This window comes from Algoriphagus sp. AK58 (assembly GCF_014324365.1).
In the GTDB taxonomy this organism is placed as follows: Bacteria; Bacteroidota; Bacteroidia; order Cytophagales; family Cyclobacteriaceae; genus Algoriphagus.
Genome location: NZ_QEIG01000008.1, coordinates 82373 through 106115, shown reverse-complemented (window position 1 = coordinate 106115; position 23743 = coordinate 82373). Strand labels below are relative to the sequence as shown.

The 23743-nt window shown below is 42.6% G+C and carries 16 protein-coding genes; 1 reads left to right on the top strand and 15 read right to left on the bottom strand.

The annotated features are described in order from the left end of the window. Positions 1–129: 129 nt before the first annotated feature. On the top strand, positions 130–1506 hold the full coding sequence (locus tag DDT91_RS07355) for a hypothetical protein (protein WP_187175500.1): 1377 nt from the start codon (positions 130–132) through the stop codon (positions 1504–1506). Between the two features lie 82 nt (positions 1507–1588). Here DDT91_RS07355 and DDT91_RS07350 read toward each other — a convergent pair whose 3' ends face one another. From DDT91_RS07350 to DDT91_RS07280, 15 genes are all read right to left on the bottom strand, one after another. Further along, a complete protein-coding gene (locus tag DDT91_RS07350; protein WP_187175499.1) occupies positions 1589–2257 on the bottom strand; it encodes an energy transducer TonB in 669 nt (222 codons plus the stop codon). A gap of 186 nt (positions 2258–2443) precedes the next feature. Next, complete coding sequence (locus DDT91_RS07345; protein WP_187175498.1) at positions 2444–3124, bottom strand: energy transducer TonB; 681 nt, start codon at positions 3122–3124, stop codon at positions 2444–2446. A gap of 66 nt (positions 3125–3190) precedes the next feature. After that, positions 3191–3562, bottom strand: coding sequence for a VanZ family protein (locus DDT91_RS07340; RefSeq protein ID WP_187175497.1), 372 nt, complete (start codon positions 3560–3562; stop codon positions 3191–3193). A gap of 10 nt (positions 3563–3572) precedes the next feature. Next, positions 3573–3950: a glycine cleavage system protein GcvH gene (gene gcvH, locus DDT91_RS07335; protein WP_187175496.1), complete on the bottom strand. Its 378-nt coding sequence runs from the start codon at positions 3948–3950 to the stop codon at positions 3573–3575. A gap of 53 nt (positions 3951–4003) precedes the next feature. After that, complete coding sequence (gene sprA, locus DDT91_RS07330) at positions 4004–10942, bottom strand: cell surface protein SprA (RefSeq protein ID WP_187175495.1); 6939 nt, start codon at positions 10940–10942, stop codon at positions 4004–4006. 201 nt (positions 10943–11143) lie between these two features. Next, positions 11144–11737 carry a Holliday junction branch migration protein RuvA gene (gene ruvA / locus DDT91_RS07325; RefSeq protein WP_187175494.1) on the bottom strand — a complete coding sequence of 198 codons (594 nt, stop codon included), beginning with the start codon at positions 11735–11737 and terminating at the stop codon, positions 11144–11146. Beyond that, complete coding sequence (locus DDT91_RS07320) at positions 11734–14013, bottom strand: NADP-dependent malic enzyme (protein ID WP_187175493.1); 2280 nt, start codon at positions 14011–14013, stop codon at positions 11734–11736. Before DDT91_RS07320 ends, ruvA begins: the two co-directional genes overlap by 4 nt. Positions 14014–14034: 21 nt before the next feature. Then, on the bottom strand, positions 14035–15135 hold the full coding sequence (locus DDT91_RS07315) for a DUF4837 family protein (protein ID WP_187175492.1): 1101 nt from the start codon (positions 15133–15135) through the stop codon (positions 14035–14037). Between the two features lie 112 nt (positions 15136–15247). Continuing rightward, a complete protein-coding gene (locus tag DDT91_RS07310) occupies positions 15248–16663 on the bottom strand; it encodes a LysM peptidoglycan-binding domain-containing protein (protein ID WP_187175491.1) in 1416 nt (471 codons plus the stop codon). A gap of 12 nt (positions 16664–16675) precedes the next feature. Beyond that, positions 16676–18103 (bottom strand): Asp-tRNA(Asn)/Glu-tRNA(Gln) amidotransferase subunit GatA, encoded by a 1428-nt coding sequence (gene gatA / locus DDT91_RS07305; protein ID WP_187175490.1) that lies wholly within the window; start codon positions 18101–18103, stop codon positions 16676–16678. 19 nt (positions 18104–18122) lie between these two features. Next, positions 18123–18320 carry a twin-arginine translocase TatA/TatE family subunit gene (tatA, locus tag DDT91_RS07300; protein WP_026951369.1) on the bottom strand — a complete coding sequence of 66 codons (198 nt, stop codon included), beginning with the start codon at positions 18318–18320 and terminating at the stop codon, positions 18123–18125. A 112-nt stretch (positions 18321–18432) separates the two neighbouring features. After that, positions 18433–19671: a murein hydrolase activator EnvC gene (locus tag DDT91_RS07295; RefSeq protein ID WP_187175489.1), complete on the bottom strand. Its 1239-nt coding sequence runs from the start codon at positions 19669–19671 to the stop codon at positions 18433–18435. A gap of 3 nt (positions 19672–19674) precedes the next feature. Continuing rightward, positions 19675–20412 (bottom strand): DUF4292 domain-containing protein, encoded by a 738-nt coding sequence (locus tag DDT91_RS07290; protein ID WP_187175488.1) that lies wholly within the window; start codon positions 20410–20412, stop codon positions 19675–19677. Continuing rightward, complete coding sequence (locus DDT91_RS07285; protein WP_187175487.1) at positions 20405–22060, bottom strand: tetratricopeptide repeat protein; 1656 nt, start codon at positions 22058–22060, stop codon at positions 20405–20407. The genes DDT91_RS07290 and DDT91_RS07285 overlap by 8 nt, the downstream gene beginning before the upstream one ends. 170 nt (positions 22061–22230) lie before the next feature. Continuing rightward, positions 22231–23736 (bottom strand): lipopolysaccharide biosynthesis protein, encoded by a 1506-nt coding sequence (locus DDT91_RS07280; RefSeq protein WP_187175486.1) that lies wholly within the window; start codon positions 23734–23736, stop codon positions 22231–22233. Positions 23737–23743: the final 7 nt, after the last annotated feature.

Sequence of the window (23743 nt, the reverse complement as noted above, 5' to 3'; positions counted from 1 at the left end):
TTAACATTCTTTTAATATCTAATCAGACAACGCATCTCTGTAGCGCATACTTTTATAATCGAGCCGGAACTTTTTGTGTCGGCTCTAAATAGGAGTCTTAGTTTTTCGTTCATTTCAAAGTTGGATTTTATGAAAATTGAATTTACTCTATTCGTAGTGGTGTTTTGGTGCGCTTTCGGTTTGGAACTCAAGGCGCAGAGCCGATTGAAAATGGAGCTTTATGGTGGTCCTCAATTGATGTATCAGCGTTCTACTGATCAGATTGGAAATCCAATCAATTACCATTTGGGGATTAATATGCTTTATGGAATTACCAATGATCTTCAATTAGTCCTCCAAGCCGAATCAGCAAGGGCAAACTTCAATTACGATTGGTACCCAAACTTCCCCAATACCAATCCAGCTTTGAAGGCTTTTTACTTTGATTCCTTTGGTAACTTTCGGCTAGGGTTGAGAAAATCATGGGAAAAAGGAACCAAAGCCTTTTTTATTCAACCTAACGTGGGAATAACTGTCAATAACTACTTTGATTTTTCGGGTGCTGATTCGACTACGTTTTTTATGGCATCTAAAGAATCCCGGATCGCAGGAAATCTTGGATTGGAAGCAGGGGTGAAATTTTACACAGGTCGGAAAAATTACGTCACTCTCGGTATTCGACATCAATCAGGAATAAGCGCTTTGAATACTGCAGAAGTATCCTGGGGGATTCCACAGCAAAATCAGATTTTGGTGGAGCGCTCAGGTACTTACACAGGTTTGTTTGTCGGCTATGGGATCGATTTTAAAGGAAGGACTAGAGAGGAAAAGGCAGCTGCTAAACTTGAAAAGCTAGATCAGAAGACAGTTCGGAGAGAGAGGGCTTGGGGAGATGGCGTTTATCTTTCTGTTTCAGGTTCGTTACGATTCAGACCAAGGGATGAGCGAGTTCCTTATTTGGAATTTTCTCATATAACTAGCGGATATCAGTATCTATTGGGATACACACGAGGTAGATTTAGCCTTGAAAGTGGATACAGTAGGCAGTTGGCCTATAATCACCTGAATATTCCTGGGGAAGTGGTACATACTCAGCAAGGATACTCTGTGGGAGCGATACCGCTTCGGGTTCGATATCACAAAATCATAGGTGAAAAAAATAGATTGAGGTTAGGTTCGTCTATAGCGGGATTGGTTACCCTTGGCACCCACGGTTTGTCCAATATAGGGCAAGCGGGAGGAAATGGGAATGGATTTACTGTCTATCAGATTAATAGTACTCCATTGGAGCAGACTTCCGAGGGAAAGGTATTTTTTAATGCAGGACTATTTGGGGAGCTTCCTGTCTTTAACTCAGGCATGGTCACCTTCAATTTGAGTAGAAATTTTGGAAGTCCAGCTGTAGGCAGAGAAAACATCAGTGGTATGATCTATGGACGCCCGCTTAATCAAGAGCTCACAGGAACTTTGGATGGCTGGCTATTGGAGGTAGGCTATAAGATTCCGATTGGCCGGTTTTTCAAGTAAATTTCCTTTTGGAGAAAAACAAAAGCCTCGATAGTTTAATAATATATCGAGGCTTTTTTAATGTTGGGCATTTAGCCCAGTTTTATTGAAGTTTGAATTTGATGGGGATGGTCATTCTTGACCTGACAGGTCTTCCTCCATTTTTTCCAGGATTCCAATTCGGAGAATTTTTGATGACAGTCATGGCTGCCTGGTCCAAACCTTCACTTGCCGATCTTACGATCTCAACATCTTGGATTGACCCATCAGTATTGATCACAAATCTTACTATTACTGTTCCTTCAATCCCAAGCTTTTGTTCTTGACGAGGGTATTTAAGGTTAAGTTTTAGGTAATTGTACCAAGCTTCCATTCCCCCTTTAAATGAGGCCATTACCTCAGTAAAATCTACAATCTCTGGTGCGATTTCTTTGGGGGGCTCCTCAAGTTCAATAGGTGATATCGGCTCGTTTTCAGTTAAATCAATGTCGATAGTTGGAAATTCCAATTGATCAATTATTTCTGAATCATCGATTACCTTGATCTGAGGAGGTATTATCGGAGGAGGCGGAGGCGTAACAAAAGTAATTGGGGGCAAGAAATCTTCTTCCCAATTGGTGTTTTGATTTGTAATTGTCAGAAGAGGAGATTCCTCATAAGCTTTCCATTCGAAAGCCACCAACACTGCGCCGATTGACATAGCCAATCCTAGATGTGTCAAGGAGCCTTTCCATTTTGAAAGATCCTTGGAGGGATTTTTTTTGAATTCCATGGCAGTAAGGATTTAAGTGTTAAGGAACTTAACCTTTACTTTTGAATATACCTACTCATGCAACATCTTTTAACTAATTAAAAAGTGTTTATCCATGGTCTTGGCACTGTGTTTTTGGAAGGTGAAAAAATCTCTGGTTTAAATTGTAAAAAAAAGAGGCTGTTGAAAAACAGCCTCTTTGATATTTTATCCAAGTTTGAATCGGATCGGAAGTCTCATTCGAGTACGAACTGGACGACCTCTTTGCTTACCTGGTTCCCACTTTGGAGCGTTTTGTACTACTTTGATCGCTTCTTCATCGCAACCACCTCCGATACCTCTCAGTACTTCTACGTCCTGAATAGATCCATCGGTGTTGATAACGAATACTACGATTACGGTACCTTCAATACCCATTCTTCTAGCTTGAGTAGGATATTTCAAGTTTTTGGAGAGGTACTCATTCCATCCAGACATACCACCTGGAGGATTTGGCTGAGTTTCTACCACGTCAAAGATTTCATCTGCTTTCTCTTCCACTGGAGCTTCTGCAATGACTACTTCTTTGATTACAGTAGTTTCTTTCACATCCACGTCGAAGTTTACTTCAATTTTCTCTTCGATCTTTACCTCATCCGGAATTTCCTCAATGATGGGCTGTTCCATTGGTGGAGGCGGTGGAGGTGGTGGTGGCTGTTCAGTAATAGGCACATCAAGCAGTTCTTCGAAGTTGTCATTTACGCCGCCAAGATCCTTAAGACCACTGTCGTCGTAAGACTTGTATTCGAAGGCAGCAAGTGTGAGACCTACAGCAACTGCCAGCCCAAGATTGGTGAACATTCCCACCCTCTTGGTCAAGTCAGCACTAGGAGTCTTTTTTGCTTCCATGGTGAATTTGGTTTATACAGGTTAATCTTTTCTGATTTGAATAACAAGTGTAAGAATTATCGGAGATTATTCCAAAATGAATTTAATGGATGGCCACTTCAAGTATCCAAATAATCCTAAAATTCCTCCGATTAGATTGACTATCATATCCATCCAGTCAAACGATCGGTAAGGAATAAATTGTTGGGCGGTCTCCAACAATATTCCGAAGAGTACTCCATACACCATGAAATTGATCCAGACTTGCTTTTTGGCATCAAAGTCCCTCTCTTTTTTTACTCCTATTCCGCACCATAAATACGTTTGGACAAAGAAGCAAACCAAATGGATGAACTTATCTTGGAAATCAAATAGGTCTACTTCAGGAAAACTCGTGCCTGGAGTAAGCATGGCTAGGGATAAAAAGATCAACCATGCCAAAGCAAAGATCAATCTCAAGGCTCTAGAATTATTCTCCAATTAATGCTTTGTAAGCATCTGCTTCAAGCAGGTCAGCTGGTAGCTCTCCAGTAATTTTGACTTTTACCATCCAGCCATTTTCATACGGAGATTCATTCACCATTTCAGGGGCTGATTCCAGCTCGCTGTTGAATTCAAGAATTTCTCCAGTCAAAGGCATAAAGAGATCTGAAACCGTCTTTACGGCTTCTACGGTACCAAAAACCTCTCCTGCTTCGATAGTTTCTCCGACTGTTTCTACTTCGACATACACAATGTCTCCGAGTTCTTTTTGAGCAAAGTCGGTGATTCCTACTGTGGCGATATCTCCTTCAATTTTAACCCATTCGTGGTCTTTGGTGTACTTTAGTTCTTGTGGGAAATTCATAATGGTGTTTTTTCAGTGTGTCAAAATTACAAGTAATCAGATGAGATTGAAATCTATTGGGATAAATTAAATCGTAGCTGTCCACCAAAGGCAGTGGTGGACCGCCGGAATGCCGTAGTGACCTTAGGATCATTGATCGTTCGCTCAAAATAAATGGTAAGGTTTAGGTTTCTGTTGATCACATAACTGATGGTGGGCCTAAGTTGGATGTTTAAGGCTCCGTTGGTCACGGTGGCCTTTTCTTCAATTTTTCGCTGTACTTGCTGAGTATCTACCACTTTGGTATCCAGTCTCATTTGTAAATCGTTTTTCAGGATTTTTTGAGCCCCATCAATTTTGAAGGGAACTTTCATTCCAGCTTTGGTATACGAGAGTGTCAGTCCAAAATCATTGCTCCGTTGTTCTGTTACTTGGGAATTTGAAAAATTCATTCCCAGGTTTCTTTCTCGATTATAATTAATCGCAATATTCATTCGCTGTTTGGTTAACACATCCACACCAATAAACGGAGCAAACCGTTCAGAAAGGACAACCTGATTGAGTACATAGATTGGAATGAACTGTCCTTCTAGATTGGTAAGGCTTGCTCTGGGTATTCGCTGAAGAGAATTAAACAGCTCAAGCCCTTGCTGGTATTGCAAGGAGTTGGAGAAATTACTCACATCATACGTTGAAGAATAGGAGTGGGTAATATTGATGCTGCTGAAGATATCACTGAGTCCTTTCAGTCGGGAAAGACCCCGATAATCCACTCGCCAGTTTGGAAGGGGAGTTTTTGGGAAGGGATTGAGACTAGCGGTATTGGGGTCTTTTCCTAAATAGGCCGCGAGGAAAGAAGGAATCAATACATCCTGCCCATTAATTCCATATTCTCCTGTTCCTCCTGCTTCTCCATCTAATCTCTGTTTAATGATGGATCTGTAGTTTTCAAAATCTGTAAACAAGGGAGACCTGTTCTGAACATCATCTTTTGAGAAGGTGGTTCCGATCATGATCGTAGTGATGGAGTAGGAGCTCAGACGATTTGGGCTTAAGGATTGATAACTTCCGGGATTTTCCAGGGAGTTTCGGAAGATTTCCGAATAGTCTCCAATTTCCCGCTTTCTAGCTTCAAGTGTGACTCTGAAATCTCTTACCGGTTCTGCAAGGCCAGTAAATCTTAAGTTCATGGCTCTGTTTTGTCGGAAATTTTGTGTCATTTCCGGGCTAGGAGCCATATTTCCATTATTTGCTAAATCGAATCGGATATTCGGGTTTTGAGCACCAAATACAAAGGCCCATCCTGGATTTTCCCAGGCTCGATCCATTCCCAGCAATCCCGTATTGGGCATATAGCCAGGTAAAAACGTCCCTTCCACCACTCCATAGTTAAATGTCACTTCTTTTAGCATCATTAGAAACTTAAGAAGTCCATTGCTAAACGGTGTTCCTATGGTGTCTGTCGCGCTGAGAGTGTTTCTTCCTGGGATTGAAGGTCTTTTGGGAGCATTGATAGCGGCTAGCTTTTTGTTTTTGTTGTAAAGCTTTACAAAATCAAATTTTCCGGTAATGTTCTGATCTCTGGTGTTGAAAATGACATTTCCCAGGGAGTCTTTTTGACCAATTGCACCTGTTTGCCATGTGTAAGTAGTCAGGTATCGGTAATCTGCCTGAATCCAATCTGTCAGAGGGAGTTTACCCAGCGGGATGGAATAATTGACTGTAGCGGTATGGCTATAGTTTGTTGACCGGCCAAATCTCCAAAAGTTAGCTCTTACCGAATCTATTTTTTCCTGCGTATCCAAATCTCCCTCAGGTTCATCTACAACGGCAAAGGCTCTTGAGGTAAAGTCTACCCTGAGGCTGTTGGAAAGATCCCAGTTGACCGTGAAGGACCTGTTCATGAAGAAAGATTTTTGGAAAAGAGGATCTACACCTGAGGTTCCCAGTTGATCATTTCGGTATTGGGAACGGGTAAATCTTCTATCCACATCTACTCTGGCCAAAAAGAGAGTAGGGGCCAAATTCAGGTTTAGGTCCTTGATCAATCTCAGGTATGGATTGTTCATTCCTTCGGAGTTTTGGAAGGGTGCAATTTTCCATTCCTTGGGTTGAAAACTGTAGGTTATATTCCCTCGGTTAGTTTTAAAATTGTAATTCTCGAGCTGAGCATTGGATTGGGTAACTGAGCCCACCGCATAGGAGAAGGCTAAGTTGGATAGGTCGTAGAACCTGCTGGGGGCATCTGGGTTCTTTTTCAATTTTCGAATATTATTGAAACTCAGATTTCTCCTATTCAGCTGATCTAGAGCAATATCCCTATAGGCATCTTTTTCTGATCTGGTCTCATATTTTCCTAAGGCAACCTCAAATGGAACATCCGGATTGAGAGGATCATATTCAGGTTTTGTACTGGCATTTTCTACAGAGAAATACATGGGAATACTTACTCCCAAGGATTGGGGTAGAAGCTTATCCACTTCCACATTGGTAGAGATGTCGTATTGGGTGGTGGCTTGACGGGCTCTTTGTGATAATTTGGTTTCCAAGCCTCCAAACCCAATAGAATTGTGTCTAATCGAAGCAGAAACGACCGCAACATCCGCAATTTTGGTGTTTAAAAATGCGTTGGCAGCCCAACCGTTATTTTTTGTAAATCCTGTTACCCTCAGTTCGTTTGCCCAAATACATACAGTTTTCGAAGATCCGATACCACCTCCAGGATTTCTGACCCCAATCATCATGCCCTGAACCATGCTTAGTTCGGGTCGGCCTACGACGGTAACTTTATATTGCCTGATGGCTTTTGAAAATGGTAAAGTAAGGGGTGATTGCGTGTTGTCCCGATCCACTTTTACCCCTACTATTTCTTGTATAGCTATGTCAATTTCATTTTCTTGGGGCCACACGATGGTAGGATCATTTGTTCCCAATGGGGAAATTTTGAGCGGAACCTCTATTTCATAGTAGTTATCTGTATAGTCTGTTCCCAATCTGAGGAAGGCAGTGACTTCTCCATCTTGTGCGTCCTGACTATTGGCATGGAAAAACATTTTGATTCGCTCATATTGTACCAAGTCAATGGTTAGATTTTTGAATACCGCCCGGGCATCTTTGGGGGCCAGATCTTCTACACAAATCCGAAGCGATTGTTCATTGAGTCGTCGTTCTACGGTAGAGGTATTGTCCCGATCTCTCTGGATTCCCGGTGGAAGTACATAAGGGCTGGATTTGTCACTGCCTTGGGAGTTTTGCTCAATATTGACCACGTCCACGGTGACGTTGGAGTTGTCAGGTTCTGGAATTTCAAAAAAGCCTCTTTCGAAAAGAGATTCCTGAAACACCCGCCACTGGCTACCTACCATTCGGAATTCCGCCATTCGAAGAACTACGGGCTGTTGGAAGTCTGTAAGGTAGGTACGTATCCATCTGATGGACTTGAATCCGGAAATGTCTCCCTGGACTCTGTCTGGCTGTCGAACAGGAATTCGGAATAGATACCAATTGATTTGTTCCCCGCCTTCTGTATGAGTCACTTGATCTACAATGTAGTTTTCTCCTACGTTGAGCTGGCCTGGTCTTAGATCAATCTCATATTCATAGTAATTTTCCAACTCATTGATGGTGTTGTCAGAGTTGAGGTCTTCGTTGTCGGGGTTGTTGGTTCCAGAAGGGGTATAGGGAAGGCTTGGGTCCGAAGAGACAGGAGTGTTTCCTTCAGTACCATTGAATTTTTTGTATCGTTCCAAAATTTTGACATTTTGTTCGTCAAACCTTGAATCGAGGTAATACTGAAAGGCATCAGCAGATACGTCTTGCTCTATGGCATTTCGGGCATTTTGAGAGATGTTTAATCTATCCAAAAATCTGGATTTGAAGTAGCCGAGCTCATCCTCATTTTTCAATCCATCCAATCCTACATCTTGGTTGATCCTTGAGGATTCAGAATTGTCAAAGGCTGGAATTAGGAATTGCTGTCTGGTAATTCTTCCCCATTCATTCTGATTGGTACCGCTTGGATCCCCGTCCGCAGGAAGACCATTTTCAAAGGAATGACTTCCATCCCGCATTACATCCTCGGAAACATCCCCCAAGTTGATAAATAGCTTTCCTCCAGTGGTGTTGTTTTGGTTAAAAATCCCATCCAGTACTTTTCCATTTTCACCTGGGAGGAAAGGATCCATCAACCAAAATTCAACGTATTCAATGTTTGTGCGGTCAAAATCCACTTCGGTGGTGATTGCCCGGGTCACACCTCCATAGTTTAAACGTGGATTGGGCAAAAGTCCTTCCGAATTCAAGTTTGGATTGTAATTGTACATCCCTCTTTCATGAGGGAAAAAAGCCATTTCAAAAAGCGGTTGTGGCACCACAATCACATCCCTGTCTTGGTTTTTAAAAATTTCCTGAGGGATTACTCTTCGAACATAATGGTTTCTGCGATCTTGAGCCGTGATATTGGTGGGTACCCCAGGCCCGCTCTCTCGGTAAAAAATATTGTCAATATTGTACCAAGCCAACCTTGCTCTGCGGTAAGCGTTGCCCAAATTATCCTCCGTTTGATTGCTTAAGTCAAATCGGTTGTCAGGTGTTTTGGGAGTGGAGGCAAGCTTCCAGGTTTGGTTGGCCTGTGCTCCAAGATAAAAAGGAGTAACGGCAGCTTCAAAATCATCAATATAAGAGGCAGGATCTCCATTCACCGTATTGGAGGTTCCCGGGATCAGATGTGCAAATTCCGCATTAAACTGCACTAGGGATTTTTCCTTAGTGTCAGTGAAAGGCAAGGCATCTGCCAGTTTGGTTAAAAACCGGGATTCATCATTGAAATTGAGATCCAGACCCCATAAGCTATTTCTTAGGGTTTCGTTCCCTGTGGCAATCCTTGTGACATTGGGACGTTCATTCAGATACAAGAAAGTGCCCCCAATATTTAGCTTTTTACTAGCCAGATAATCCAAGCGTGTTCCGATTAAACTTCGGGTTTGGAAAGAAACCAAGTCAGCTTTTTCGAAACTTACATTGATCTGTTTTCCTGATTGAAGGATGGCATCATTGATGATTACGAGTCGGCCCACGTTGTAGTCCACTGTGTAATCGACCCCCTCGGTTAATGGGATATTTCCTGCCTGCACAATCACGGATCCCGGGGCAATATTCAAACCCGGTAATTGAATTTCACTGGCCGACCCTGCAGTCAATCTGCCTTTAATGAAATATTTGTTCAGCCTGGTGACTAACTCTGCATCTGCTTGTGTGGTACGGTAGAGCGTGTCAAAAACGTATTTGTCTTTCAGGACAATTTCTTCTGGATTAAACCTTTTTTCAAGATTTGATCCGAATGGTTCCAAGACAGGGAAAATCAACAGGCCTCGATCGGATAACATGGTTATTCCTTCCACAAAATCAAAATTCCCATCCGGTGCCGGATCATTTTGAGGGTTGAGGTTATCCAGTCCGGTAAGACGGATCAAAGGAACATCCTTTACATTGGCTCCTTCGAGCAAAGAAGGGTTGTCAAGTCCTGTTCGGTCGTCCCGGTAAATGATTTGAAGCTGAAAACCATCCCGTAAAATCTGGCTTGCATTCAGACTGTAGACGTTTTTCATCATCAAATCCCAGGTGGGCACTCGTGTATTGATCCTTGCAGGTCTCAATAATTTGAGGAATATCAGTTCATCTTCTCTTCTGACCTGGTAATCTTCGGTAAGCTCACCGACTTTGTAAACTTGTCCGTTGTACGTGTATTCATAGGATACTGCCAAGACTTCGTCATTTTGAAGCCTTCTGAAAAGAGAGATAAAACCTAGCTGGGGATTGAAAAAATACTCCTTGGGGTCCAACTTTCTAGCTCCATTGATTTGCTCAAAATCAACCCCTTTTCTCAGTCCCAAATCAGATTCCATGGCCCTTGATCCTGTATCGAAAGGGCGGTAAGCAGGATTGGAACTGATACTTGCGTATAATTGGTTGGCTTGGTTGGATGCTGGACTTTGGGGATTTCCGGGGCCGATTGCGGGATTGGTAGGATTTAATAACACCCTGCCTTCTCCAAGGTCCATGAAGGCAGCAAAATTTCGCAGGGTTTCTGTATTGGTCGCCCTGTTCATAATATATACTTCCACCCTGGTGATGTTCACGCCTGAGAGGATTTGAGGAAGTCCCCGAAGCCAACGTTCATAATTTTCTCTGTAAAAGTGGCTCAGGAAAAAATGTCTGTTTTCATCATATCTAGATCCTTGAATGTCAAAAGATCTTCCCTGACCATTTGCATCAATGACCAAATTGTCTCTTCTTCCTCTCTGTGTAGAGGCCACAGCTGTTACATTAAGCTTCCCAAATCGCATCTGGGTTTTTACCCCAAATAGATTTTGAGCTCCTTGTATCAACCGGTTTTGGACAGGCATACTGACATTTCCGAGTTCTACAGATTGAAGAATGTCTTCCTCAAATCCATCATACTCCAGTTTTAACTGATTTTGGAAATCAAAAGAGTTATTGGAGTCAAAATTGGCCGCCAATTTCATTTTTTGGCCTAATGTGCCATTCACAGCCATTTGGATTTGCTGCTGGAAATTGAAGCCTCCATTTTGTTGTTGTCGGATGGGAAGGGTAGGGTTGTCAACTCTCCGGAAGATTCCCCCAAAGTCCAGATTTACGTATCCTGTGGGAGTAATATTCACCTCGCTGCCACCAAAAATCCGATCGAAGGTTGGGCTCACTGTCAGTGGTGGAATCAGATTTCTACCGGCTACAGCACTTTCTCCATCCATTCCGCGGGCCCTAGTCCTCCAATAGTCTTGCCTTACCTTGTATTCCTGAAGCTGCGAAAATTTTTCAAAATCATACTCTTGCTCGTTTCCGATGCGAGTGGAATCGATTTGATCTACAATATTGTACCGTAGGGTGGAATCGATCAATACCTGTACATTTTGGTTTACAGGTGGAGTGGGGATAAATGGGGATCGAGGAGTCAGAAAAGGATTCCGGTAAGGATATAGCGGGTTCGTTCTCATATTTTGCCAAAGCAAAAATGAGGGAGCCTGTCTCCTTAGGTTTAGAGAATCTGTTCGGGTTCTATTTTCTGAGGTTTGTTGAGCTGTGGCGGGTGAAAAAACCACATATGAAATCAACAAAAACAAAGAAAACAGAAAATGACTCCGAGATTTCCTCCAGCAAAAAATAGTTAACTCCTGAAAGTTCAATCCAGCTTCCGATTATGGTGTCTTTAAAGATGCTTTAATTAAATCTTCTAAGGAAATTTCTCCCGTGGTTTTTTTAAGGACCTGGGCTATATTTTTTTCTGCAACTGCACGAGGAAAACCCAAAGTAATTAAAGCCTGTAACGCTTCTTCTCTTGTTTTATTACTTGATTTAAGAAATCCTAAAGGCGTGGCTAATTCGGTTGTCGATTTTCTGATTTTGTCTTTGAGCTCTAATATGATCCTTTGGGCAGTTTTGGTTCCAATACCTTTCACAGCTTGGATGGTTCCTACATCTCCCGATAAGATAGCCTGTTCGATTTCTTCGGTAGAGAGGGATGACAGAATCATCAATCCCGTATTGGGTCCTACTCCATTTATAGAGATAAGAAGTAAAAAAAGGCGTTTTTCCTCTTCATCTTTAAAGCCATAAAGCGTGTGTGCATCTTCTTTGATGTGCAAAAAAGTGTGTAAGCGGATTTGCTCCTCGTCTTTTATTTTACTGTAAGTCTGAAGTGAAATTTTGACCTGGTAACCAATCCCACTTACGTCAATGATGACGTAGGTGGGATCTTTGAAAACTAAACGGCCACTCAGGTATGCAATCATAAGTTCATTTCAGTGGATTGTGCATCAACAACAGCAATGGCAACCATATTCACAATTTCCCTGATAGAACTGCCTAACTGGAGTATGTGTACGGGTTTATTCATCCCCAAAAGAATTGGACCTATAGCTTCTGCATTTCCCAGTTCAGCCAATAGTTTGTAGGCAATATTTGAAGATGCCAAATCCGGGAAGATCAGCGTGTTGACTGGCTTGTCTTTATCCCCAAGAGCCGAGAAGGGATAGATTTCCCTTTGTATTTCTTGGTTTAAAGCCACATTTGCCTGCATTTCCCCTTCGATGATCAGGTCTGGATATTTGGCTTTGGCAAGAGCGGTAGCTTTGGCCATTTTGGCGGGGATATCTCCTTGGGCTGACCCAAAATTTGAATAGGAAAGAAGTGCAATGCGTGGTTCCATATTGAAAAACTTTACCGCATTGGCAGTCAACCCGATAATGTCTACCAATTCTTCGGCAGTCGGATTGAGATTGACCGTAGCATCAGCGAAGAAATAAGGACCACGAGGCGTATTCATGATATACATCCCTGCCACTCGGTTGACTCCTTTTTTTACGCCGATCGTCTGAAGGGAAGGCAAGATGGTTTTTGGATAATCCCGAGTAAGACCAGAGATAAACGCGTCTGCGTCCCCTGTTTCTACCATCAAGGCACCAAAATAATTCCGTTCTCTTACCAACCGGTTGGCATCGAAGATGGTCATTCCCTTTCTCTGTCGCTTCTCGTATAGAATCTTTCCGAATTTCTCTATCCGATCATGCTCTTCCACCGGATCAATGATGGTGACATGGGCTAGGTCCAAAGAGTTGTCCGCAATTAATCCCAGGATTTTAGTCCGGTTTCCGAGTAGAATCGGAATAGCAATTTTTTCATCACGCAGGATTTGGGCAGCTTTAAGGATTTTGAGGTTATCCGCCTCTCCAAATACAACCCGTTTAGGATCCTTTTTAGCTCTTCCTATTACTATTGACATCAATCGCTGATCGATACCTATACGCTTTTGAAGTTCAAGCTCATAGGCCTCCCAGTCATGGATTTTCTTTTTAGCAACTCCGGATTCTATGGCAGCTTTGGCAACTGCCGGGGCAATAGTAGTGATCAGTCTAGGATCTACTGGCTTGGGGATCAGGTAAAATCGTCCAAAGGCCATATTGTTTTCCCCATAGGCTTTGTTGACAATTTCCGGAACAGGCTCCTTGGCCAATTTGGCTATGGCTCGGGCTGCAGCCAATTTCATTTCCTCATTGATCACAGTAGCTCTTACATCCAAAGCCCCTCTAAATATGTATGGGAATCCCAAGACATTGTTTACCTGATTGGGGTGATCTGACCGCCCTGTAGCCATGATTACGTCTTTTCTTGCGGCTATGGCTGTTTCATAGGCGATTTCCGGATCTGGATTGGCAAGGGCAAATACAATAGGATTGGGAGCCATACTTTTGATCATCTCAGGGGAGATGATGTTGCCTGCAGAAAGTCCTAAAAACACATCCGCACCGGGTAATGCTTCAGAAATGGAGTTAATGGTTTTATCTGTAGCAAACTCCCTATGGATATCCAAGAGTCCTTCTCTGTCAGTTTTGATGACTCCGTCTTTGTCACAGACAATGATGTTTTCCTTTTTCACCCCAAGGCTCACATAGAACCTCAAGCAGGAAATAGCTGCTGCTCCCGCACCACTGACTACCAACCGGATATTTTCGATTTTTTTATCGACTAATTCAAGAGCATTGAGAAGGGCTGCTCCTGAGATAATCGCCGTGCCATGCTGATCATCGTGCATGACAGGAATCTTCATTTGTTGTTTTAGCGTCTGTTCGATTTCAAAGCATTCGGGAGCTTTGATATCTTCTAGATTTATTCCTCCAAAAGTAGGCTCAAGGGACTTGATGATCTGGATCAGTTTCTTTGGATCTTTTTCATCTATTTCTAAATCAAAAACATCAATGCCTGCAAATTTCTTAAAAAGAACTCCTTTGCCCTCCATGACAGGTTTGGAGGCTTCAGGACCTATGTCTCCTAATCCCAATACTGCAGTTCCATTCGAAATTACAGCCACCAAGTTGCCTTTGGAGGTGTACTTGTAGATGTTTTCACTGTCTGCTGCGATCTCCTTGCATGGCTCGGCTACTCCTGGAGAATAAGCCAAGGCAAGATCTAGCTGACTGGAAACGGGTTTGGAGGGAATTACTTCAATCTTACCGGGCGATCCTTGACTGTGATAATTAAGGGCGTCCTCTCTTCTGATTTTAATCGCCATAAATGGATAGTTATACTGGGTCTAGGCTCCCTGGCTTTCCGTCCAACTTACATTAGTATTCAAAAGTATGGTTTGAATTTCCCTAAGTGCATCACGATGTACTTCATTAGGGAAATAAACGAAACCTTCCATGTAGTACAACTTACCCTTTTTCTCGTCAATCATGAGGTATCCGAGGTAAGTTCCACCCATGCTGATGTTGTTGGTTTTCCAGGTGCCTCTTATTTCGACGGTAAAATTATCATTTATCACCATGTTTCTGAAGGCAGGAGGGACTTGTTTTTCGCTGATCATAAAAGACTCCGGAACGTCCGGATCTCCGAAAATATGCTTTCCTGCAATGGAGTCCCTCAGTTTCAGGATGTTTTCAGGAAAAGTCTGCTCTTCAGAGAGGTAGTCAGTTTCGTAAAAAAACAGGCTGATGTCTGGTCTTCTTTCAGTAGGGGAGGGCTGTCTGAGCCATAAAAAGTCTGGTTCGGATTTCGCAATTTGGTAAGAAACAGGTGGTGCTATTTCAATTCCCAAGTTTACTCGTGCTTCATTTTGAGCTGCTGCATTTTTTCTCGCCAAAAGAGCTTTTTCCAATCGTCCGCGTTCCCTGACTTCAAAGAGATTTTGAAGTCGGTCCTTGTTCTTTCTTAAGTTGGCAATCAATTCTTTCTCATTGTTTCCGAATAAGTACAACACCTCCTGCCCTTGAGCATATTCATCTTCCATACGAAGAGAGTATATGCTGGGATCTGAAGCAGCTTTTTCTTTAGATTCTTTGGTGAATTGTGCATTGATCACCTGGCTACCACCACTTTTATCATCAAAAGTGGTGACGTAGATCAGGTTGGTGTACATCTTAAGCATGCGGGTCATCGCTCTCGGATCTACCCTATGAACCTTAAACATAGGCTCTGAGCGAAACATCCCTGGAAGGTCTTCCTCAAAAATTCCTCTAAGTTCTTCCCCTACTGGTCCAGCCCATTTGGTGGAATCTATCGCAAGGACTATTTCTCCGATCGAACCTCGTGCTTTTGGTTTAGCACTGCTCATTTTTTGTTTGGATTCTTCACTGCATGAAAAAGCCAAAAAAGAAATTAGAGCAAGTAGCAGGGTATTATAGGTGATTTTCATAGAAGGAACAGTTTGTGGATAACCTATTTTCTCGGTAATTAAGTAAGATTTTGGGTGTTTTACCCGACTAAAAAGAAGTCCAGTACAGGAGAGTTTAATCAAACAAATCGGTCTATCCGATAATTAACCGTTGTCCGGGTTTGATGTTGTTGGAATTCAGATTGTTGAGACGCTTGATTTGTTCTACAGAAAGAGAATGTTTTTGGGAAATGATCCAAAGGGAATCTCCCGGCTTCACAGTATAAGTTTTTGGACCTGAAGTAGAAGGTTTGGAGTTATCCGCTAGCGTGGATGAATTGGATTGGCTAGGGATAGATGTCTTTCCGGAATTGATATAGAGGGTCTGTCCCACTTTGATCAAATTTGAATTGAGGTTATTCCATTCTTTGATCTGATTCACGGATACCCCATGTTTGGCGGCTATGCTCCCCAATACATCCCCGGATTTCACTTTGTAAGTGATTCGCTCTGCGGAAGTGGTCACTGCTTTTGCTACAGGAGTAATTTCGATCAATTCGGAAGTGGAAGCGAGAAGTACATTTGGACGATTGCCCAAAGAGTCGCTTATCCAAGCCAAATTTTCTTTGAGATAAAGAGATTTTGTCTTAGGAATCCTGATCGCCATGCTTCGATTAGTTTCCGGGATAATTCTTTTTTTGATAGAAGGGTTAAGTTCTTCCAAGTCCTTTAGACAAAGGTCGGTCAACTCTGCAAGTTTTTCCAGCCTGAAGGCGCGATCAAATCTTACTTTATCATAATCAATTGGATAGGTTGGCTCTTCAAGATTCAAATTGTGTTCCTCCAAATGGTTAAGAACATACATCATGGCTTGGAATTGGGGCACATATCCTCTGGTTTCCTTAGGAAGGTAGTCATAGATGCCCCAAAACGTTTTCTTTCCTCCCGATCTTCGGATTGCTTTTCGCACATTGCCCGGTCCACAATTGTAAGCAGCTAACGCAACTTCCCAATCTCCAAACATACGGTAAAGAGACTTCAGGTATTTGGCAGCAGCTTCTGTGGACATTTCCGGATCCATTCGATCGTCGATGTCTTCGTTGACATACATGCCATACATCCTACCCGTAGCAGGCATAAACTGCCATAATCCCATTGCCCCAACTCTGGATTTGACTTGTGGGTTTAGAGCAGATTCGATTATGGACAGGTATTCGATGTCACGGGGCATTTCATGTCTGGCCAAAGTTTCTTCAAACAGGGGGAAAAACTTATCCTTTCTAGCCAGGACCATTTTGGTATAATCCCTATTCCTAACAGTGAAGTATTGAATGAATGAGAAAATCCGATCATTGAGTTCGAAAGGCATTTCTGTATTCATGGCTCTCACTCGTTTGGCCACCTGATCAAACGTAAAATCAGGAATGTATTCGTAGTGATAGTTGGGGATTACTTCCTCAGAAAAAGTAACCGCTGCTTCCAGGGGTTGTTCTTGTGAAAATGCTTTGTTCAGGGACAACAGGCAGACAGTCAGAGCTGGTACGAGAAATCTGGACAAAGTCATTTTCATGAGATTTGGGTTTTAAGAGGTTAATTCAGTCAAATAATTACTAAAGGCATACAATTCCGCTTCTTTAAAGGAATTGGCGATGACTTGAAGGCCTATTGGCATACCGTATTTATCTTTGCCATTGGGAAGAGAAATTGCCGGAACACCGGATACTGAGGCTTGCACGGTAAATAAATCTTCCAAATACATAGCTACGGGATCATCGCTGTGCTCACCGAATTTAAACGCTGTAGATGGCGTAGTCGGCATGATAATATAGTCAAAATCATTTAAAAGATTTTCAGTATAGTCTTTTATTAATCTTCTGACCTTCTGAGCCTTAGTGAAATAGGCGTCATAATAGCTGGCTGAGAGTACAAACGTACCCAGCATGATTCTTCTTTTCACCTCTTCACTAAACCCTTCACTTCTCGTCAGCTTGTACATAGACTCCAAATTATGTGCCTGAGGAGAACGATAGCCATATTTTACTCCGTCAAATCTGGATAAATTGGAGCTTGCTTCAGCTGTGGTCAGAATGTAGTAGGTTGGGAGGGCATAGTTCATCAGTGGAAATTGCACCTCTTGGACTTCGTGTCCTTCAGCCTTTAATTTTTCCAAAACGGCTATGGTGTTTTCTTTGATTTCCTGCTGCAAGGCTGAAGAATCAAGAGTCTCGCGGATAAAGGCAACCCTTGCTTTTTTGTCAAAGTGCAACAGTTCGCTGTAATGAAAAACCGGCTTTCGTGAGGAGGTACTGTCCATTTCGTCATGCCCTGCCATGATTTCCATAACCAGAGCATTGTCTTTTACAGTTTTCGAAAAAATCCCAATGGTATCGAAAGAGGAGGCGTATGCGATTAATCCCCAACGGGATACTCTGGAATAGGTTGGTTTCATGCCAATTACTCCCGTAAATGCGGCAGGTTGTCTAACTGAACCACCCGTATCGGTCCCAAGAGAAACCGTGCATAGATTGGCTTGGACTGCTACTGCCGAACCTCCCGAGGAACCCCCGGGTACTCTGGATTCATCTAAGGCATTAAGCACTTTGCCATGAGCTGAGTTTTCGTTGGAGCTTCCCATACCAAACTCATCGCAGTTTAGCCGCCCGATGATGATCGCATCTTCGTCGATTAGTCGCTGAACAGCCGTAGTAGTAAATTGGGAAATATAGCCTTTTAGGATTTTGGAGGAGGCATTGGATTCATGGCCTTTGTAATTGAGGACATCTTTGATCCCAATGACCATTCCGGCGAGTTTGCCGGCTTTGCCTTTGGCAAGTTTTTCGTCTATCCGATCGGCTTGTTCAAGAGCGGATTGCCCATAAACTTCGACGAAGGCGTTGAGGTGCGCCTTCGTCCGGATGTTTTCTAAATAGTGGTTGACGATCGCTCGGCAATCTGATTCTTTCTTTTCGAGCGATTTCTTGATTTCGTCGAAGGAACTAAATTTTTCCAATGTCAATTGGCTTTCGGGATTACTTCTTTTTGTCTTTCAGCCCATCTTCCAGATCGTTCTGAATTTCTTTGGTAGCATCTTTAAATTCTCTGATGCCACGACCCAATCCACGGGCCAATTCAGGGATCCTTTTAGCACCAAACAGAAGGAGGATAACGAGGATGATCAAGATCAAAGAACCTCCGCCCATGTTTTGAATGAAACCTAATGTAGTCATGATGGTGTGTGTTTAAGGATATACAGAATTACAAAGATACAACTGTCGCTCGCTTGACAAAGGTTCCGGGCCTCAGCTGATCATCTTTTTTATGAACGTACGATTTTTTTGACTATTTGGATGTAATCCATGTTGCGGGGTCCATATTGGTGAGCCCTTTCCAGGTTTCAAAGTGCACTTCAGCCATTCCTTCTGCATTGGTGGAAACTTGGCCTATAGTCTCCTTGGCTTTAACGTTTTGTCCAACTTTTACAGCAACGGATTTCAATCGGCTGTAGAGTGTAAAATACTCGCCATGCTTCACAATCACAGTTAATCCATACCCGGGAACAGTTGAAATTTTGCTAACCGTACCATCAAATACCGCCCTCACGTTGGAATTGGGCTGGGTTCGGATTTCTAAACCATCGCTTTCCAAAACTATCCCTTTTAGGGTGGGATGTGGGTAAGTACCGAAGCCCAGAGAGATGAAGCCTGTCTCTACCGGCCAGGGTAGTTTTCCTTTGTTTCCGGCGAAGGAACTGGACAGAGCAGCTGCCTCCGGAGTCATTGGCATGGAGGTCCCAGCTCTCTTAGTCGTAGTAGAATTGGATTTGTTAGCCTCGGCTTCAGCCCTTCTGATTTCTTCTTCAATGGCCGCTTTGATCATTCGATTGAGCTGTTCCTGCTGTTTTTTGGTGGCTGCGATTTGCCGCTGGATATCCCTTTCTTTTCTCGAAAGTGTATTGACAAGTCCCTGTTGCTCCTTTCGCATTTGTTCGAGCTTTTCTTTCTCGGCTTTTTCTTCGACCAGAACTTTTTCTTTGTCTTGTTTTCTTTCGTCAAGAAGAATTCTCTGGTTGGCTAGTTCTGAGGTGAGCTTTTCGATTTGTGCAGCTTGTTGCTTCCTGCTATCGCTGTATTGCTTGAGGTATTTCAGCCTCATGTATAGCTGGTTGAAATTGGCCGAACTGAACACAAAAGCAATGATCGACAGTCCTCTGTTCAGCTTGGATGAATTGTAAATCATCCGTGAATATTCAGCCTTCAGGTCTTTCAGTTGTAGTTCGAGAGTTTCGATTTTTCTTTCGGTATCCGAGATCTCGCTGTTGATCAGTTTCACCTCTCTGTCGAGGGTATTGACCAGTCTGTTTTGTGTTTGAAATTGCCGGGTAAGCGCGTTCAGCTCTCCGATAGAGGTTCTTTTCGTAGCGGTAGTCTGCTTAAGAATGGCATCAAACTCCTTTAGGCGGGTTTGAACTTCTATTTTTTCCCTCTCCAATTCTTCCCTGGTTTTTTTAACCTGAGAAAAAAGAGGAAATGAACTAAGCAGGCCTACAAAAAATAAGAAGATAATTGTAATTCTTCTCATGAGTTAGAATCGAAATGGGAAACTTAAAGGACCTGAATTGGGATCAATGGAAGTCCAATTAACATGAATTCTTGTATTCTGGCTCCCTTCAGGAAGTTGAAAGGCGATTTTGAACAATACTTCAGAGGGGAAAGGCTGGGAGTTGATGTCCTGGAACTTTGGAAAGCTGGCGAGAACCGAGCCTCTGTCATCCAGAGAATTACTGGAAAATTCAGAGACTTTACCGTGGCTTGTTTCCACTTTGGTGAAATACCGGACGTTATTTCTGACTTGAGTCAATTCAAATTTTTTACCCACTCTTACTAATCGGTCCTCATAAGAAACGGGGTAAGGAATATTAGCCCAGATGACGTTTTGGAATAGTTCAAGAGATAATTTCAAGCCATAGAGCCGTTCAAATTCTAAGTAAGTCAGGTTGACATCATCTCTTCCCACCCGGTCCCTGATTTGGATTTTTTCTTGGGTAAATAGGCCTCGAATAGCCTCCATCCCCATTCCGGGAGACATAGTAAACCAGAGCACACTATCTTTTTTTGCCCGGACACTTAAGGTGCCACGTGTGATTTTCCCTGACTCTTCTTCGATTACAATTTTTGCTTTTGCATTCAAGTAGTCGTACTTCACCTCTATAGGAGAGAATTCCTCCATTTTTCCATCTCCTTCAAAAAGGGTAGTTTTTTTTGCACAACTCGTCAGGAAAAGCATTCCTGTGATCACAAAACCTAAAAAAAATCTATTCATGGTATTTTCCATCTTTTATTTTTTGCGCCAGTTTGTCTGAAGCTTCGGAGGATCCCTCAGCTTTTTTCCACCAAGAAATCGCTTCTTGCACCTTGCCCAGATGATACAAGATATCACCATAATGCTCAAGCATCACCCCGCTTGGTTCTTTTTCGTTCTTAATCGCCTGGTCCATGAAATTGGACGCCTCCTCATAGTTTCCCATCTGGAAAAGAACCCACGCGTATGTATCTAAGTAGGTGGCATTTTTTGGATTTTTTTTCACCACCTTTTCTGCCATGGTCTTGGCTTTTTCAAGGTCTCTTTTTTCCAACGACAGAAAGTAAGCGTAATTATTCAATACTTGATCATCATTGGGATTGAGTTGAAGTGCTTTTTCGAAATTTGAAAACGCAGAATCTTTTTGTCCCAAATTATATAAACTGTTTCCTAAGGCTCCAAAGGCAACTTGATCCAATTGGGGGTTTTTCCCTGCATTCAGTTCAAGGGCTTTTTCCAAAGAAACTACTGATACAGAATCTTTTTTTCGAGCTGATTTGACCACTCCGTCATAAAACCAAAATTCTGCCGAATTGGGAAACTCATCCACTCCCATGACAGTGTAGGTTTCCAGTTCTTCAAAATCAGCTTTTTCACCGAAGGAATTTAGAATAACCTCTTCCAATAGCGGAGCGTTTTTGGGCTGTATGGCAAGTGATTTTTTGAATAATGAAATAGCGTCCTGAAGATTTTTCTCAGCTTTTTTCCGTTCGCCCAATGCAGCATAAACAAATGCATCATTTGGATTGACTTCCAGTAAGATGAGTTCCAATTGATTGAGCATTGCCTCTCTTTCGGAGGTTTTGATTTCCCGGAGTATGGATTGATAGGTTTTGGTTTTTACTTCGGGATCCAAATCAGGACTTCTAAAGGCCCGAGTTAAAAACTCATTAGATTCCTGAATTTGGCCTTTCTCTTTCAAAAGAGTATACGCGGCCATTTGGAGCTCGGCTTGGTCGGGATACTTATTGATTTCGCCCATGACAAGTTGAAGGGCATCATCCACTTTTGCATTGTTGTAAAGGATTTCTACCAGATTGAGGACATAATTTGGGTTTCCCGGAAAGGCGTCAATTAACTTCTGACCTTCCTCAATGGCCTTTGGAAGATCGTTTTTCCTAAGGTAGATCCGTTGCTTTTGGACAGTAAAGGGTTCTCTGATTCCATAGTATTCTTCAGCTCTGTCCAATACCACCAATGCTTTGTCAAATTCATTGGCACTGAGGTATATTGAAGCCAAGTCCAAATTATACTGTTGGTTTTTATCCGACTCAGTAGTCAGTCTGTCCAGAATCTCTGCTGCTTTGAGAGGTTGCTTGAGGTTGGAATAAATTTCAGCAACCATCAAGGCATAGTACTTATTGTCAGGGTCTTTTTTAACTGCCTTTTCAGCGTAAGGAAGGGCTTTTTCTGCTTGGTTGGATCTAATTAAGACCTCTGCAATTTTGTAGGAAATGGCCGGTTCCTCGGGCGAAAATTCCAAGGCTTTCTGTAGGTAAAAATATGCTTTGTCCAAGTCGCCAAGAACCAAAGATTTTTCGCCTTCGATAAAATATCGGCTGGCTTTTGTCTGATTTTCCTGAGCCTTGCTTTCTTTTTTGGAAAGCATGGACTGTGATAAGCCAGAAAAAGAAGCGCCTAAAAAAAAGCAGGTGAAGAAGAGGTAGGGAATAAATCTCACTGGAGTTTTGGATTGCAGCACCAATTCACAAACATAATGCCTTTTGTTCAAATTGGCTGAACATATCCAGCTTACGGCAAGCCTACAGAGTAAGTTTTTTAGGAAGATTTCTTTTTGGGGAAAAGCTTGATCAAAAGATCCCTTTCTAGCAAAAGGACAATTCCCAAGAAAATGAGAAGAATGGTGTTTTTGGCAAAAAAACTCGCCATTCCAGATTCTAAAACCAAGTAAAATCCTCCATAGCTCAGTCCAAAAGCCAAGCTTAAATACAAGAGCCCTTTTCCGGTCTGGTAAGGGATAGGATAAAATTTTTGTCCAAACCAAAAGCATATCACCGTCATGACCAGATAACAGGCCAGCGTGCTCAATGCGCCTCCCATAAAACCCCAAACCGGTACCAAACCTACAATCACCACGATACTTACCAGAGCTCCGACAAAGGTAATCCAGAAGCTGTAGTTGGTCTTGTCGGTGATTTTAAACCAAATGGAAAGGTTGAAATAGATACCGAGCAATAAGTAGCCCATCAGGAGGACGGGTACGATATAATAGGCTGATGAATAGTCATCTCCCTTCAGAAACAAGGGTCCGATCCAGTTCAGATTGACAGAAATAGCCACCATCAACAGGGAACAAAAAATGATGAAGGCATGCATCACCCTGGCATAGAGCTGCGGGGAATTTTTGTCGGAGGACTGTCTGAAAAAGAAAGGTTCAGCAGCGTATTTGAAAGCCTGAATGACAAGATTCATCAGAATAGCCAATTTGAAATTTGCCCCGAAAATTCCTGCAGCCTCCCTTGAGCTCAGACCAGAAAAGTAATTTTCAGGTAAAACGTATTCAAAAAGCATTCGGGAAACCAGTTCATTGGTGACCCCTGCCAAACCCATGAAGAGTAGGGGCAGGGAATATTTCCACATGGGGCGGATGATTTCTTTTTGAAGTGAAAAACGGAAAAAGCCAGCTCTCCACCATACGTAGGGGATGATCAGACCATTGGCCAGCAAATTTGAAAGAAGAATGTATTCTACCCCCCAATCTTGCTGAAAACCCAAAAATCCTTGTTCTAAAACTCCCTCACTTATCCAGGAGGGAATCCATACGATCAGTAAGAGGTTGAATAAGACATTCATTAAAATGTTGATCAACTTCGCTCCTGCGAATGCTATCGCTCGGTTTTCGAGTCTTAGTTTGGCGAAGGGAATGGCCAACAAAGCATCGAAAGAAAGAATCAGAGCCGTCCAACGAAATAAATACGCTTGGCCGGGATAATCCATGACCTCAGAAATCCAAGGAGCCATTAAGTAAATTCCTGTTCCCAAAAAAACTGTTGTGGTGATGAGAAGGGATTGGGAAGTATGGTAAATTCGAGCAGGATCCAGATTTTTGCCTGTCGAAAACCTGAAAAAGGCCGTCTCCATGCCGTAGGTAAAAACAACATTTAAAAAGCCAATCAAGGCATAAATACCGGTGAAAGCTCCAAGGGCAGCTTTGTCCAGGTATGCAGTGTAGACGATGATGAGTAAAAAGTTGATAGACCGGCCTAAAATGCTACTCAGTCCATAAATGGCCGTTTGTCCGGCAAGTTTTTTTAATTGGCTCATGGAGTGG